The 14,694-nt window shown below is 66.8% G+C and carries 17 protein-coding genes; 9 read left to right on the top strand and 8 right to left on the bottom strand.

Annotation, left to right across the window (positions count from 1 at the left end):
- Both prfB and QTI51_RS23635 read right to left on the bottom strand, forming a co-directional pair.
- Positions 1-1,105 (bottom strand): peptide chain release factor 2 gene (gene prfB / locus QTI51_RS23640; RefSeq protein WP_116911073.1). Its coding sequence is split into 2 segments (ribosomal slippage): positions 1-1,023 and positions 1,025-1,105, totalling 1,104 coding nucleotides; the frame shifts between segments, so codons are not numbered across the junction.
- Between the two features lie 126 nt (positions 1,106-1,231).
- The gene (locus QTI51_RS23635) at positions 1,232-2,053 is read right to left on the bottom strand and encodes a MetQ/NlpA family ABC transporter substrate-binding protein (RefSeq protein ID WP_116911074.1); all 822 of its coding nucleotides are present in this window, start codon (positions 2,051-2,053) and stop codon (positions 1,232-1,234) included.
- A 237-nt stretch (positions 2,054-2,290) separates the two neighbouring features.
- Between QTI51_RS23635 and QTI51_RS23630 the strand changes: the two genes are divergently transcribed.
- The 4 genes from QTI51_RS23630 to QTI51_RS23615 all read left to right on the top strand — a co-directional run bounded on the left by QTI51_RS23630 (position 2,291) and on the right by QTI51_RS23615 (position 5,113).
- Complete coding sequence (locus QTI51_RS23630) at positions 2,291-3,169, top strand: methionine ABC transporter ATP-binding protein (protein WP_116911075.1); 879 nt, start codon at positions 2,291-2,293, stop codon at positions 3,167-3,169.
- Entirely contained in the window at positions 3,162-3,824 is a 663-nt protein-coding gene (locus QTI51_RS23625) for a methionine ABC transporter permease (RefSeq protein WP_093135722.1), read from the top strand. Before QTI51_RS23630 ends, QTI51_RS23625 begins: the two co-directional genes overlap by 8 nt.
- 46 nt (positions 3,825-3,870) lie before the next feature.
- Positions 3,871-4,698, top strand: coding sequence for a MetQ/NlpA family ABC transporter substrate-binding protein (locus QTI51_RS23620; protein WP_116911076.1), 828 nt, complete (start codon positions 3,871-3,873; stop codon positions 4,696-4,698).
- A 64-nt stretch (positions 4,699-4,762) separates the two neighbouring features.
- Entirely contained in the window at positions 4,763-5,113 is a 351-nt protein-coding gene (locus QTI51_RS23615; protein ID WP_116911077.1) for a cupin domain-containing protein, read from the top strand.
- A 184-nt stretch (positions 5,114-5,297) separates the two neighbouring features.
- On the opposite strand, the gene QTI51_RS23610 is transcribed toward QTI51_RS23615, so the two are convergent.
- From QTI51_RS23610 to QTI51_RS23595, 4 genes are all read right to left on the bottom strand, one after another.
- Complete coding sequence (locus tag QTI51_RS23610; protein WP_116911078.1) at positions 5,298-6,680, bottom strand: LLM class flavin-dependent oxidoreductase; 1,383 nt, start codon at positions 6,678-6,680, stop codon at positions 5,298-5,300.
- Positions 6,677-7,510 carry a MetQ/NlpA family ABC transporter substrate-binding protein gene (locus QTI51_RS23605; protein ID WP_116911079.1) on the bottom strand — a complete coding sequence of 278 codons (834 nt, stop codon included), beginning with the start codon at positions 7,508-7,510 and terminating at the stop codon, positions 6,677-6,679. The genes QTI51_RS23610 and QTI51_RS23605 overlap by 4 nt, the downstream gene beginning before the upstream one ends.
- A gap of 141 nt (positions 7,511-7,651) precedes the next feature.
- Positions 7,652-8,545 carry a LysR family transcriptional regulator gene (locus tag QTI51_RS23600; protein ID WP_286516418.1) on the bottom strand — a complete coding sequence of 298 codons (894 nt, stop codon included), beginning with the start codon at positions 8,543-8,545 and terminating at the stop codon, positions 7,652-7,654.
- 21 nt (positions 8,546-8,566) lie between these two features.
- Complete coding sequence (locus QTI51_RS23595) at positions 8,567-9,526, bottom strand: alpha/beta fold hydrolase (protein WP_116911081.1); 960 nt, start codon at positions 9,524-9,526, stop codon at positions 8,567-8,569.
- 164 nt (positions 9,527-9,690) lie between these two features.
- On the opposite strand from QTI51_RS23595, the gene QTI51_RS23590 reads away from it, so the two are divergent.
- The 4 genes from QTI51_RS23590 (at position 9,691) to QTI51_RS23575 (ending at position 12,374) form a co-directional block, all read left to right on the top strand.
- Positions 9,691-10,752: an aldo/keto reductase gene (locus QTI51_RS23590; RefSeq protein WP_116911082.1), complete on the top strand. Its 1,062-nt coding sequence runs from the start codon at positions 9,691-9,693 to the stop codon at positions 10,750-10,752.
- 61 nt (positions 10,753-10,813) lie between these two features.
- On the top strand, positions 10,814-11,305 hold the full coding sequence (locus tag QTI51_RS23585; RefSeq protein WP_116911083.1) for an aminoacyl-tRNA deacylase: 492 nt from the start codon (positions 10,814-10,816) through the stop codon (positions 11,303-11,305).
- Between the two features lie 54 nt (positions 11,306-11,359).
- A complete protein-coding gene (gene plsY, locus QTI51_RS23580; RefSeq protein WP_116911084.1) occupies positions 11,360-12,007 on the top strand; it encodes a glycerol-3-phosphate 1-O-acyltransferase PlsY in 648 nt (215 codons plus the stop codon).
- Between the two features lie 13 nt (positions 12,008-12,020).
- Positions 12,021-12,374 carry a RidA family protein gene (locus QTI51_RS23575; protein ID WP_116911085.1) on the top strand — a complete coding sequence of 118 codons (354 nt, stop codon included), beginning with the start codon at positions 12,021-12,023 and terminating at the stop codon, positions 12,372-12,374.
- A gap of 22 nt (positions 12,375-12,396) precedes the next feature.
- Here QTI51_RS23575 and QTI51_RS23570 read toward each other — a convergent pair whose 3' ends face one another.
- The gene (locus QTI51_RS23570) at positions 12,397-13,083 is read right to left on the bottom strand and encodes a retropepsin-like aspartic protease family protein (RefSeq protein ID WP_116911086.1); all 687 of its coding nucleotides are present in this window, start codon (positions 13,081-13,083) and stop codon (positions 12,397-12,399) included.
- A 10-nt stretch (positions 13,084-13,093) separates the two neighbouring features.
- A complete protein-coding gene (locus QTI51_RS23565) occupies positions 13,094-13,579 on the bottom strand; it encodes a YajQ family cyclic di-GMP-binding protein (protein WP_116911087.1) in 486 nt (161 codons plus the stop codon).
- A 45-nt stretch (positions 13,580-13,624) separates the two neighbouring features.
- Between QTI51_RS23565 and murB the strand changes: the two genes are divergently transcribed.
- On the top strand, positions 13,625-14,677 hold the full coding sequence (murB, locus tag QTI51_RS23560) for a UDP-N-acetylmuramate dehydrogenase (RefSeq protein ID WP_116911088.1): 1,053 nt from the start codon (positions 13,625-13,627) through the stop codon (positions 14,675-14,677).
- Positions 14,678-14,694 lie beyond the last annotated feature (17 nt).

Below are 14,694 nucleotides of genomic sequence, written 5' to 3'. Positions count from 1 at the left end.
TTACACGCCCTGCTTCAGCGAAGCTTCGATGAACACGTCGAGATCGCCGTCGAGCACCTTCTGGGTGGCCGAGACTTCGACGTTGGTGCGCAAGTCCTTGATGCGGCTGTTGTCCAGCACGTAGCTGCGAATCTGGTGGCCCCAGCCCACGTCGGTCTTGCTGTCTTCGAGCTTCTGCTGTTCTTCCTGGCGCTTGCGCATCTCGAAGTCGTACAGGCGCGAGCGCAGGCGCTTCCACGCCACGTCGCGGTTGCTGTGCTGGCTCCGGCCGTCCTGGCACTGCACGACGATGCCGGTCGGAATGTGCGTGAGGCGCACGGCCGAGTCGGTCTTGTTGATGTGCTGGCCGCCCGCGCCCGATGCGCGGAAGGTGTCGGTGCGCACGTCGGAAGGGTTGATCTCGATTTCGATCGAGTCGTCGATTTCCGGGTACACGAAGATGCTGGCAAAGCTGGTGTGGCGCCCGCCCGACGAGTCGAACGGCGACTTGCGCACCAGGCGGTGCACGCCGGTTTCGGTGCGCAGCAGGCCGAAGGCGTAGTCGCCTTCCACCTTGATGGTGGCGCCCTTGATGCCGGCAGTGTCGCCCGGCGTTTCGTCTTCGATCTGCGTCTTGAAGCCCTTGCGCTCGGCGTACTTCAGGTATTGGCGCAGCAGCATGCTGGCCCAGTCGCAGGCCTCGGTGCCGCCGGCGCCGGCCTGGATGTCGACGAAGGCGTTCAGCGGGTCTGCCGGGTTGTTGAACATCCGGCGGAATTCGAGCTGCTTGATGTCGGTTTCGAGCGTGGCGGCGTCATCAGCAATGGCCTGCAGGCCGTCCATGTCGCCGTCGGCCTTCGACATTTCGAAGAGCTCGGTGTTATCCGACAGGCCGTTGGTGAGGCGGTCGAGCGTGACGACCACGTCGTCGAGCGACTTCTTTTCCTTGCCCAGTTCCTGGGCCTTCTTCGGGTCGTTCCAGACGTTCGGGTCTTCGAGCGATGCGTTGACTGTCCTCAGTCGTTCAGCTTTGGCATCGTAGTCAAAGATACCTCCGTAAATCGACCGTACGGACGCTCAGGTCCGCGAGCATTGCGCCGATTTGGTTGATTTGTTCTGCGTCCATGGGGTGTCCTGACTGTGGAGGGTTGGTGTTCGGGCGGAACCCGACATTTTCTCACGGTCCGCGAACCCGCCAGGCAGCGCCCCTGTATTGCGCCTTCCCCCTCTGGGGGAAGGCTGAAGAGCGAACTCAGAACGCCGGAACGAGCGAGCCCTTGAACTGGGTCTCGATGAAGCTCTTCACCTCCGGCGACTGGTATGCCGCCACCAGGCGCTTGGCCCACGGCTTGTCCTTGTCGGCACGACGCACGGCAATGATGTTGGCGTACGGGCTCTTGGCGGCTTCCTTGATCACGGCGTCCTTGTCCAGCGACAGGCCGGCCTTGCCCGCGTAGTCGTTGTTGATGGCGGCAATGGTCAGGTCGTCCAGCGAGCGCGGCAGCTGGGCGGCGTCGAGCGCCACCAGCTTGAGCTTCTTCGGGTTGGTCACCACGTCCAGCGGGGTGGCGGTGTTGTTCTTCACCGCCTCGGGCTTGAGCGTGATGAGGCCGGCCGCCTGCAGCAGCAGCAGGGCGCGGTTGCCGTTCGACGGGTCGTTCTGGATGCCGACCGCCGCGCCGTCGGGCAGCTGGTCGATCGACTTGATCTTGCGCGAGTAGAAGCCCAGCGGGGCGGTAATGGTCAGGCCCACGGGCACGATGTCGAAGCCGCGCGACTTGTTCTGGTTGTCCAGGAAGGGCTGGTGCTGGAAGGCGTTGGCGTCCAGGTCGCCGGAGGCCAGCGCGGCGTTGGGCAGCTGGTAGTCGTTGAACACGACGAGCTGGATGTTCAGGCCGTCCTTGGCGGCAACCTTCTTGACCACCTCGAAGATCTGCTCGGCGCTGCCGACCGAGACGCCCACCTTCAGGCTGTTCTTGTCTTGCGCGAAGGCGGCGCTGCCGCAGAAAAGAGCGGCCGCCAGCGTGACGGAAAGGGCGCCAAGGGCGGTACGGCGGCGGAAAAAGGTATTCATGGTGACGCGGAAAGCAAAAAAAGAAGGCGCGAATGTGACAGGGCGTGTCGCCTTTGGGAACGAACCAATAGGCATATCGATATGGCGTTCATTGCCCGCCCTCGGGTTTTGATATGCACATTGCGATATAAACACCCTCCTTTTTCTTCGTTTCCTTTTGCCGCTTTTGTTTTCATACTCGGCACCTTTTTCGCGAACCTTCGTGTTCGGCTTTCTGGCCGGGCGCGCTTCTTCCCAATGAGCCATCCTTCGCCCGATGCGGGCCGCGACGCCGCGACGCCCGTCATCCGTCTTCAATCCGTGCAGAAGTCATTCGCACTGCCCAGCGGCGAGGTGTTCGACGCCGTGCAATCGCTGTCGCTCGAGATCCAGCAGGGCGACGTGTTCGGCCTGATCGGCAAGAGCGGCGCTGGCAAGTCGACGCTGCTGCGCCTCATCAACCTGCTGGAGCGGCCCGATTCGGGCCAGGTGCTGGTGGGCGGGCGCGACCTGACCACGCTGTCGCGCCGCGAGCTGCGCGACACGCGCCAGAACATCGGCATGATCTTTCAGCAGTTCAACCTGCTGCAGAACGCCACCGTGTTCGACAACGTGGCCTTCCCGCTGAAGATCCATGGCCGCCACTCCAAGGCCGAGATCAACGCCCGGGTGCGCGAATGCCTGGCCCTGGTGGGCCTGGCCGAGAAGATCGACACCTACCCCGCGCAGCTCTCCGGCGGCCAGAAGCAGCGCGTGGCCATTGCCCGCGCGCTGGCGCCGCGCCCGCAGGTGCTTCTGTGCGACGAGCCCACCTCGGCGCTCGACTCCGAAACCACGCGCTCGCTGCTGGAAACGCTGCGCGACATCAACCAGAAGATCGGCGTGACCATCGTCATCGTGACGCACGAGCTGTCGGTGGTCGAGGTGCTGTGCCGCAACGTCGCCATCCTGGAAAAGGGCCGGCTGGTGGAGCAGTTCGCCGTCGAAGACGCGCCCAAGGCCGAGCGCAAGACGGCGCTGGGCCGCGAAATCGACGAACTGGTGCGCCGCCGCGAGCGCGATGCGCGCGAAGCACTGGCAGCCGGCGCCCTGGGCGCCGCGCCCAGCCTGAACGCCAAGGAGCCCGCCTATGTTTGAGAACATCGCCCCCATCCTCCCCGAGCTGTGGGTTGCCACGGGCCAGACCTTCATGATGCTGGCCATCGGCCTGACGGCCGCGGTGCTCATCGGCGGGCCGCTGGGCATCCTGCTGTTCCTGCTGGGGCCGGGCCAGTCGCTGGAGAACAAGCCGGCGTTCCTGGTGCTGAACTGGATCGTGAACACCGTGCGCTCGTTCCCTTTCATCATCCTGCTGGTGGCGCTGGTGCCGTTCACGCGGGTGATTGCGGGCACCTCGATCGGGCCGCTGGCCGCGGCGGTGCCGCTGTCTTTCGCGGCCATTCCGTACCTGGCGCGCCTGGTCGACCAGTGCCTGCGCGAAGTGCCGCGCGGCGTGATCGAGGCGGCACACGCCATGGGCGCGTCGGAGCTGCAGATCGTCTGGCGCGTGCTGCTGGTGGAAGCCCGCTCGGGTCTGGTGCTGGCGCTGACGGTGCTGGCCGTGAGCTTTCTCTCTTACTCGGCGGTGGCCGGCGTGGTGGGCGGCGGCGGCATCGGCGACCTGGCCATCCGCTACGGCTACTACCGTTTCCAGACCGACGTGATGGTGCTCACCGTGGCGCTGCTCGTGGTGCTGGTACAGATCCTGCAATTCGTGGGCAACACCACGGCAAGCAGGCTCGACAAGCGTTGATCTTTTTGTTCTCTGTTTTCTCTCTAGCTTTTTGCTCAATCAAAAAATGAAGACCGTTTTCCTGCGCCGTTCCGTTCTTGCCCTCTCGCTGGCCGCGCTGTCGCTCGGCGGCCTCTCGCTGCAGGCTCATGCGCAAGACCCCGCCAAGAAGAACCTGGTGATCGGCGGCACCGCCGGCTCCAACACCGACCAGCTCAAGCAAGGCATCGTGCCCCTGCTCGAGAAGAAGGGCTACACCGTGAAGGTTGTGGAGTTCAACGACTACGTGCAGCCCAACCTCGCGCTGGCCCAGGGTTCGCTGGACGCCAACTTCTTCCAGCACCAGGTCTACCTGAAGAAGTTCGCCGCCGACCAGAAGCTGGACATCACCGAGCTGGTGCAAGGCCCGATCGCGCCCATGGGCGTGTACTCGACCAAGCGCAAGACCCTGGCCGAAGCCAAGGAAGGCGACCGCGTGACGCTGCCGAACGACCCGAGCAACCTGGCGCGTGCGCTGGTGCTGCTGGAGCAGAACAAGCTGATCACGCTGAAGACGGGCATCGATCCGCTGCGCTCCACCGAGAAGGACGTGGCCGAGAACCCGAAGAAGCTGAAGTTCATTCCGCTGGAAGCCGCGCAGCTGCCGCGCTCGCTGGGCGACACCGAGTACGCCATCGTCAACGGCAACTTCGCGATCTCGTCGGGCCTGAAGCTCACCGAGGCCGTGGTGCTCGAGAAGACGCCCGACTACTACCTGAATGTGGTCGCCGTGAAAACGGCCGACAAGAACACGCAGTGGGCCAAGGACCTGAGCGAGATCTACCGCTCGAAGGAATTCAAGGCCGTGGTCGACAGCAAGTTCCAGGGCTACGCCAAGCCCAGCTTCCTGCAGTAAGCAAGTCTTTCTCGCTGCCCCCCTTTCCCCTTTCCCCCTTTTCTTCCCGACAAAGGACGCCCTCATGCCCGTTCTGGCCGTATTCGATGCCCAAGGAAGCTGGCGCGACACCCACGTGTGCGACGGCTGGATCACCGAACACCTGGCCGGGCAGGGCGTGAGCTGGGGGCGAGGCAAGAAGAAGGGGCAGCAGGTGCTCGACAGCGCCGGCCTGTTCTACCTGCCGGTGACCGACGGCTACCTGGGCCTGCTGGTCGAGGCCGGCGAATGGGTGTCGGTGCCGGCTGGCAAACCGCATTTCTTCGACGCGGGCGAGGCGGAGTCTTTCGAGGCCCTGCCTGCTGCGTTGCCTTTGTTCGAGGCGTTTGTCGAAGAAGTCCTGTCGTTGACCGGGAACGACGCCGAAGACGAGTGACCTTTTTTCGCTCTGTTCGCGCTCTTCTTCAGGGCGTGTGAACAGGCCGCCGGGTACTTCCCTCCGCGAATGTCCCCCGGCTTCGCTTCCTCCTTTGTTTCGCTGCGGGAAGCACCCGACGCCCTGTTCAACTGGGCACGTTGCTGGCTTGCGGCCGATCAACGACCGCCCTGAACAGCCGAACTTACGCAGCCAACCGCTGCGCCACCCGTCCGCCAGGCCGCGCCAACCCGAGGTGATCGCGCAAGGTGCGCCCCTCGTAGTCCGTGCGGAAGATCCCGCGCTTCTGCAGGATCGGCACCACGCCGTCCACGAAGTCTTGCAGCCCGTGCGGCAGCGCATCGGGCATCAGGTTGAAGCCATCGGCCGCACCCGCCTTGAACCAGTGTTCGATGTCGTCCGCGATCTGCTCGGGCGTGCCGACGATCACGCGGTGACCGCCGCCGCCCGCGAGTTCGCGAATCAGCTGGCGCACCGTGTAGCCGTGGGTGCGGCCTGCCGCCACCACCGCGTTGAAGAAGGTGTGGTTGCCGTTGCCATTGCCGGGCAGGGGCAGGTCTTCGGGCAGGCGCTCGTCGAGCTTCAGGCGGTCGGGCGTGATGCCCAGCGTGCCGGCGATGCGCGTGAGGCTGTAGTCCCACGGAATCAGGTCGACCAGCTCGTCGCGACGGCGGCGCGCCTCGGCCTCCGTGCTGCCGACGATGGTCGTCAGGCCCGCGAGCACCTTCACCGCGTCGGGGCCGCGGCCCAGTTCGGCCGCGCGGGTCTTCAGCGCGCGGGCGTACGCCAGCGATTCGTCGAACGACTGCGAGGCCGAGAACACCGCCTCCGCATGGCGCGACGCCAGCTCGCGCCCGTCGGCCGACGCACCCGCCTGCACCAGCACCGGATGGCCCTGCGGCGCACGCGGCAGGTTCAGCGGGCCCTGCACCACGAAGTGCTCGCCGCGGTGCGCAATCGGGTGCACCTTGGTCGCGTCGATGAAGCTGCCGCTGGCCTTGTCGCCGACGAAGGCGTCGTCTTCCCAGCTGTCCCACAGCGCCTTCACGATGTCGGTGAACTCCGAGGCGCGCGCGTAGCGCTTCGCATGGTCGGGCGTGGCATCCAGGCCGAAGTTGCGCGCCGAGGGCAGGTCGGCCGTGGTCACCACGTTCCAGCCCGCGCGCCCGTTGCTCACGTGGTCGAGCGTGGCGAAGCGCCGCGCGATGTTGTAGGGCTCGTTGTAGCTGGTCGAGGCCGTGGCGATCAGCCCGATGTGCGTCGTGGCCGCGGCCACGCAGGCCAGCAGGATGGTCGGCTCCAGCGCGGTGATCGGGCGAAAGTGGATCTGGTCGACGATGGCCGCGTTGTCCGCCAGGAACACCGCATCGAGCTTGCCCGCCTCGGCGATCTGCGCCGTGCGGATGTAGTGCTGGATGTCGGCGAAGGCCCAGGGGTCGGCCTCGGGCAGGCGCCAGGCCGAGGGCACGAAGCCCGAGTGCAGGATGTTGACGTTGAGGTGCAGCTGCCTGGGCCGGGGGGAGCGTGGGCTGTGGGGGCTGTGGGGGTTGTGGTTCGAGGCGCTCATTGGGCGAAGTAGTCGGGCAGGCGGTAGCCGGCCCAGGTCGGGTTGGCCTTGAAGAAGCGCTGGAACTCGGGCGACTGGTAGGCCGCGGCGATGTCCTTGGCGAACTTTGCGTTCTCGTTGCTGCGCTTGACGGCCACCACGTTCACGTAGGGCAGCGTCATGTCTTCCAGCTTCAGCGCCTCGGTGAGCTTCAGGCCCGAGGCCACGGCGAAGTTGCCCTGCACGGCGGCGATGTCGCTGTCGGCCAGCGAGCGCGGGGCCTGCGCGGCGTCCAGTGGCACGAGCTTCAGGCGCTTGGGGTTGTTGACCACGTCGCGCTCCGACACGGCCAGCGGGCTCACGCCCTGTTTCAGCGTGACCCAGCCCACGGCCGCGAGGATGTTGAGCGCGCGCGCCGCGTTCACCGGGTCGGCCGGCAAGGTGACGGTGGCGCCGTCGGGCACCGCGTCCAGCGACTTGTGGCGCTGCGAGTACAGGCCCATGGGCGGCGTCGGCACGTGCACGATGGGCACCAGGTCGAAGCCCTGCTGCTTGTTGGTGGCGTTGAGGTACAGCGTGTGCTGGAAGATGTTGGCGTCGATCTGCCCGCGCTCGACCGCGTCGTTGGGCTGCACGCCCTGGCTGAACTCCACGTACTTCACGGTGTAGCCCAGCTTCTTCAGCTGCGGTTCGATGCCGTTGGTGAAGGCGTCGCGGTACGGGCCGGGCATGAAGCCCACGCGCAGGTCGGCCGCCTGGGCGGACACATGAACAAGCAGGCTCAGGGCCAGGCCGCCCAGCAAGGGCACGGACCAGCGCGCCAGCAAGGGCGCGCGCGAAGAAAAGCGCATGACGGGCAACTCCGGGGAGGCAAGGGGAGCTGCGCACTCTAGGGTGCGGTGCCGGCGGCGCGAACGAAGATTCGCGCGCTTGGTTATCCGCTGGGCGAATATCGCGAGAGGTCGGGGAGGGGCCGCGAGAGACCGAGCGCGTCAACCCTCGCGCTTCAGGAAATCGACAAACGCACGCAGCGGCGCCGGCATGTGCGTGCGGCTCGGGTAGTACAGGAACGGGCCCGAAAAGCTCTGCCACCACTCCTCGAGCACCGGCACCAGCTTGCCCTGGTCGATGCCGGGGCGCACGTATTCGTCGAAGGTGTAGATCAGCCCCAGGCCCGATTCGGCGGCGTGCACTTCCAGGTCGGGCATGGAGGCGAACAACGGTCCGCTCGGCGTGATCTTCACGACCTTGCCCTTGCGCACGAAGCCCCAGGCCGCGAGCACGCCGCTGGAAAACCGGTGGCCGATGCAGGCGTGCTGCAGCAGGTCGGTCGGGTGTTTCGGTGTGCCGTGCGTTGCCAGGTAAGAGGGCGCGGCGGCTGCCACGAAGCGCTGGGTGCGCGGGCCCAGCGGCACGGCGATCATGTCGCGCGCGATGCTCTCGTCATAACGAACGCCGGCATCGAAGCCTTCGGCGAGCACATCGACGAAGGCGTCGTTGGTCGTCACTTCGAGCGTGATGCCCGGATGCGCCGCCAGGAAGCGGCTGGCCAGCGCCGGCAGCACGCGCTGCGCCACGATGATCGGCACGTTCAGCCGCAGCGTGCCGGTGGGGCTGTCGCGAAAGCTGTTGAGGGTGTCGAGCGCGCCGGCAATGTCGTCGAGCGCGGGCCCGATGCGCTCCAGCAGCCGCTGGCCGGCCTCGGTGGGCGTCACGCTGCGCGTGGTGCGGTTGAGCAGGCGCACGCCCAGTTGCGCCTCCAGCCGGCGCATGGCCTCGCTCAGCGAGGAGGGCGACACGCCGCGCAGCGCGGCCGCCCCGCGAAAGCCGCGCGCCCGTGTCACCGCCACGAAGGCGCCGAGGTCGGAGAGGTCGGGGTCGGCCATGAAGCAATGTCCCGATGCGACTCAGCCCGCGGTGTTCCTGATCGGCTCCCCGATGAATTCTTCGATCATCTGCGCCACGCGCTGCGGCTGGTCGTGGTGCAGCATGTGGCCCGCGTCGTCGAGCCGCTCGATGCGCGCCACGGGCACGGACTTCAACCGCTCGTGGAATTCTTCGAGCGTGTAGCGGTTCTTCCACCAGCCGTGCAGGCTGTCGTCGGAGGCCTCGACCATCAGCAGCGGCGCGGTGATGCGTGCGTAGAGCGCCAGCGTTTCGTCGACACGGAAGATGTGGGCGTTGACGATCTTGTGCGCCGCGTCGCCCAGGATCTGCCAGCGCTCGGCGCCGTCGGGCTGCCCGTGGTTCACCGACCAGTGGCTGGCCAGCCAGTTGGCCTTGTCGGGCGTGAGGCGCGGGTTGGTCTTCATCAGGCGGCGGGCCACGCCCTCGACCGCCGAGTAGCCGGCCAGCGCCATCTCGCCGCGGTGCAGGCGCTTGAGCTCGTCGATCCACTGGCCGTAGCGCGCGGGCGCTTCCTCGGGCTTGCGCGCGGGCATGCCGAAGCCTTCGAGGTTGACCAGGCGGCGAATGCGCTCGGGCCGCACGCCGGCGTAGTGCATGGCAACGTTGCCGCCCATGCTGTGGCCGACCAGGTCGACCTGCCGGGGGCTTTCGCCTTCGCTGGGCTCGCCCACGTAGTGGTCGAGCAGCCATTCGAGGTCGGCCAGGTAGTCGGCCAGCCAGTAGTTGTCGACGCCGCCGCCGTCGGTGAGGCCGAAGCCGCGCCAGTCGGGCGCGATGATGAAGCGGTCCTGCGCCATGGCGTCGACCACGAACTGCCAGGAGGCCGCCACGTCCATCCAGCCGTGCACCAGCACCAGGGGAGGGCGCGTGTCTGAGGGCTGGCCCCAGAGGCGCACGTGGTAGCTGAGGTTGCGCACGGGCACGAATTCACTGCGGGAGGGGCGAAGGGCTTGGTACATGGCGACCGATGATAAGGAGGCCTTCGTGACGGCGCAGTCCGCCACAGGACAGGTGGCAGGGCGAAAAAGCGAAGCGAGGCGAGGGAAGGCGCGGCAAGGCGCGGTCGCTCGGGTTTTGCGCCCGCCGCGAGCAGGGTGCGGGCGGGGACGGTAGCATCCCGCGCATGAAAAAGATCCAACTCGGTCAAAGCGACCTGCATGTCACACCCATCTGCCTCGGCACGATGACCTTCGGCGAACAGGTGGACGAGCCCACCTCCCATGCCATCCTGAGCCGCTCGCTGGAGCGCGGCGTCGACTTCATCGACACCGCCGAGATGTACTCGGTGCCCACGCGCAAGGAAACCTTCAGCATCACCGAGACCATCATCGGCAACTGGTTCAGCAAGAACCCCGGCGCGCGCGAGAAGCTGGTGGTGGCCACCAAGGTGGCGGGCCCCTCGCGCAACATGCCCTGGGTGCGCGAAGGCAGCGGCATGACGGCGGCGGACATCGAGGCCTCGTGCAACGCCAGCCTGAAGCGCCTGAAGACCGACGTCATCGACCTGTACCAGATCCACTGGCCCGAGCGCCACGTGCCGGTGTTCGGCGCCATGTACTACGACCCGGCCAAGGAAACGTCGAAGACGCCGATCCACGACCAGCTCGACGCGCTGGGCAAGCTGGTGAAGGCGGGCAAGGTGCGCGCCATCGGCCTGTCGAACGAAACCCCGTACGGCGTGCACGAGTTCGTGCGCCTGGCCGAGCAGCACGGCCTGCCGCGCGTGGCCACGGTGCAGAACGTGTACAGCCTGATCAGCCGCGCGCACGAAAACGGCCTGGACGAGACGATGCACCGGCTGAACGTGTCGCTGCTGGCGTATTCGCCGCTGGCCTTCGGCCTGCTCACCGGCAAGTACGACCAGAGCGGCATCGACGGCCCCGACGCACCGAAGGGCGCGCGCATTTCCAGCTACGAGTCGGTGCGCAAGCAGCGCTGGGGCAAGCCCGACGCGCTGCGCGCCGCCCGCCGCTACAACCAGCTGGCGCGTGACAACGGCCTGACGCCCGCGCAGCTGGCGCTGGCCTTCTGCTACACCAAGTGGCAGGTGGCGAGCACGATCATCGGCGTGACCTCGGTGGCGCAACTGGAAGAAGACCTGGACGTGTACGGCACCACGCTGTCGCCGGAAGTGCTGGCGGAAATCGACAAGATCCGCCTGGAAATCCGCGACCCGGCGGCGTGAGCGCAGCGCCGGGCCGCCCCAGGCAAGCGTGTGCCGCAGTGCAAAGCACGAAGGTACTTCGATGAGCAAGAAGGTCCATGTGTCAGAAACGCCCGCAACCCAGCTGTTGCGGGCGCACAAGGTCGCTTTCACCGAGCACCCGTACGAGTACATGGAGCACGGCGGCGCCCAGCGCGGCGCCGAGATGCTGGGGCTCGACCCGTTCATGGTCATCAAGACGCTGGTCATGCAGGACCAGGACGCCAAGCCGCTCATCGTGCTGATGCACGGCAACCGCACGGTGTCGACCAAGAACCTGGCGCGGCAGATCGGTGCCAAGTCGGTCGAACCGTGCAAGCCCGAGGTGGCGCAGCGCCACAGCGGCTACATGGTGGGCGGCACCTCGCCCTTCGGCACGCGGCGCGAGATGCCGGTGTACGTGGAGGCCACGGTGCTGGCGCTGCCGCGGATCGTGCTCAACGGCGGGCGCCGCGGTTACCTGATCGGCATCGATCCGCGGGTGTGCGTGGACCTGCTGGGCGCCACGCCGGTGCAATGTGCGCTGGCAGAATAGCCGCCCCAGGCGGTCGTCGCCGAATAAGAACAACCTTTCCCGCGGAGTGCCGTCTTGAGCTTCACCTTGCCTTCCCTCGCCGCCATCGTGGCCGTCGTGGCGTCCTACCTGATCGGCTCGCTGTCGTTCGCGGTCATCGTGAGCAAGGCGCTCGGCATGGCCGACCCGCGCAGCTACGGCAGCAAGAACCCCGGCGCCACCAACGTGCTGCGCTCGGGCAACAAGGGCGCGGCGCTGGCCACGCTGCTGCTCGACGCGGTCAAGGGCTGGGTGCCGGTGTTCGTCATCCACCAGTTCGGCGCGCAGTGGGGCCTGGGCGCCGGCGTGGCCGCGCTGGCGGGGCTGGCCGCGTTCCTCGGGCACCTGTACCCGGTGTTCTTCGGCTTCCAGGGCGGCAAGGGCGTGGCCACGGCCGCCGGTGTGCTGGTGGGCATCGCGCCCTGGCTGGGGCTCGCCACGGGCGCGACCTGGCTGATCATCGCGGTGTTCTTCCGCTACTCGTCGCTGTCGTCGCTGGTGGCGGCCTTTTTTGCGCCGGCCTATTACCTGATAGGCGGCAACATCGCATGGCCTCTGGACCGCACGGTGCTGATTGCGCTCATCATCATGAGCCTGCTGCTGATCTGGCGGCACCGCGAAAACATCCGCCGGCTCGCGGCCGGCACGGAGTCGAAGCTCGGCGCCAAGAAGAAAACGAACTGAAGGAACACACACCATGGCCACCATCACCCGCCACCACGTCGGCCCCCGCCTTTCTGAAACCGCCGTTCACAACGGCACCGTCTACCTCGCCGGCCAGGTGCCCGACGACACCGCGCAAGACATCCGCGGCCAGACCGCGCAGGTGCTGGCGATGGTCGATCGCCTGCTGGGCGAAGTGGGCAGCGACAAGTCGCGCATTCTCATGACGCAGATCTTTCTGGCCGACATCGGCGACATCACGGCCATGAACGAGGTGTGGGACGCGTGGATTCCAGCCGGCAACACGCCGCCGCGCGCCACCGTGCAGGCCAAGATGGCCAATGCGGCCTACAAGATCGAGATCGTCGTCACGGCCGCGCAGGCCTGAGGCTTCGACGGGGTCGGAAGCGCTAGAACCGCTTCTCGAGGACCATCTGGTCCGCGTCGCGGCGCATCGAGAAGCGGTTGATGAAGCTGTTGCCCAGCAGCACGAAGGGCATGCCCTGCTGCGACACGATGGCGTCGATGTCGTAGACCTCGACGTCGCCCACCCGCACCGAATTGAGCCGGAGCCTGAAACCCGGCGCCACGCCGTTGGCGGTGTTGATCTGCACGGGCTGGCCCTTGCTGTAGTCGAGCCCGATGCGCTGGGCGTCGGCCATCGACAGGGCGACGGTGGTGGCGCCGGTGTCCAGCATGAAGGTCACGGGGCGTCCGTTGATGGCGCCCTGTGTCATGAAGTGGCCGCGGCTGTCGGCCGACAGCACCACGCGGTTGCCGCCGCCTGAACCCCCATCCCCTCCACCCCCACCCCCGCCACCGATGCTGACGGGCGTGTCCATGCGCAGGTTGACGCGCTTGCCCTCGAGCTCGACCACGGCCTGCTCGGCCTGCAGCGACACCAGCTTCACGCCCTGGTAGCTCTCGCCGACCGCCACGGTCTTGGGCGGGTTGCCGTTCACGATGAGGATCGCGCGGCTGCCGATGCTGCCGGTGAGGGTGACCGAGCTGGCGGCGTGCGCCACGCCGGCGGCGGCCACCAGCTGGACCGCGGCGGCGAGCACGAGCAGCCGTGCGGCCGCCGCAAGCGCTTTCATGAAGCGCCGGTCAGTCGCGGAAGTTGTTGAAGGACACCGGCATGTCGGGCACGTCCTTCTTGATGAGGGCCATGGCGGCCTGCAGGTCGTCGCGCTTGGCGCCGGTGATGCGCACCGCGTCGCCCTGGATCGCGGCCTGCACCTTGAGCTTGCTGTCCTTGACGATGCGGGTGATTTTCTTGGCCTGCTCGCTCTCGATGCCGCTCTTGATCTTGATGACCTGCTTGACCTTGTCGCCGCCCATTTTCTGGACGTCGCCCTTGTCGAGGAAGCGCACGTCGACGCTGCGCTTGGTGAGCTTGCTGCGCAAGATGTCTTCGACCTGGACGAGCTGGAACTCGGCGTCACCGATCATGGTGATCTCCTTGTCCTTGAGGTCGACGGCGGCGGCGGTGCCCTTGAAGTCGAAGCGCGTCGCGATCTCCTTGGCGGTGTTCTCGACCGCGTTCTTCACTTCGGGCAGGTTGGGCTCGCAGACGGTATCGAAAGACGGCATGGACTCTCTCCTGAATTCACTGGTGCTGGATGCGACAATTCTCCCATGATCGTGGAGTCCAACGTCCCGCTGCAGCCCTACAACAGCTTCGGCATCGTCGCGCGTGCGCAGCACCTGCTGCGCATTGCCGATGAAGCCGACCTGGTCGCGCTGCATGCCGACGCGCAATGGCGCGACGCGTCGCGTTTCGTGCTGGGCGGCGGCAGCAACATCGTCATTACCGGCGACGTGAAGCAGCTGGTGCTGAAGGTCGAGATCAAGGGCCTGCGGCTGGTCGAGGAGACCGAGCGCGCCTGGATCGTCGAGGCCGGTGCCGGCGAGGTCTGGCATGACGCGGTGGAATGGATGGTGCGCAACGGCTACCCGGGGCTCGAGAACCTGGCCCTCATTCCGGGCACGGTGGGCGGCTCGCCGGTGCAGAACATCGGCGCCTACGGGGTCGAGCTGCAGGACCGCTTCGAGTCGCTGGACGCCTACGACCTGGAAACCGGCCGCAGCTTCACGCTCGACGCCGCGCAGTGCGCCTTCGGCTACCGCGACTCGGTGTTCAAGCACGTGCGCAGCGGCCCGAACGACTTCGGGCTGGCCGGCCGCGCGGTGATCACCCGGGTGCGTTTTCGCCTGCCCAAGCCGTGGAAGGCCGTGGTCGGCTACCTCGACCTGGAACGCAAGATGGAAGAAAGCGGCAACTTCACCCCGAGCGCGCAGGACGTGTTCGATTGGATCTGCGCCATCCGCCGCGCCAAGCTGCCCGACTGGCGCGTGCTGGGCAACGCCGGCAGCTTCTTCAAGAACCCGACGGTCACGCCCGAGCAGTGCGCCGACATCATCGCGCGCGACCCCAAGATCGTTCACTACCCCATGGACGACGGCAGCATCAAGCTGGCGGCGGGCTGGCTCATCGACGCCTGCGGCTGGAAGGGCAAGTCGGTCGGCAATGCCGGCGTGTACGAGCGCCAGGCGCTGGTGCTGGTGAACCGCGGCGGCAACGAGAACCCGGTAACCGGCGGCGAGGTGATGACCCTGGCCAAGGCCATCCAGACCAGCGTGTACGAGCGCTTCGGCATCCGGCTGGAGCCGGAGCCGGTGGTCGTCTGAGCTGCTGACCGGCCGGC

The sequence above is a fragment of the Variovorax sp. J22G73 genome (genome assembly GCF_030317035.1).
Taxonomy (GTDB): Bacteria; Pseudomonadota; Gammaproteobacteria; order Burkholderiales; family Burkholderiaceae_C; genus Variovorax.
This window is presented reverse-complemented; position numbering and strand designations above follow the sequence as displayed.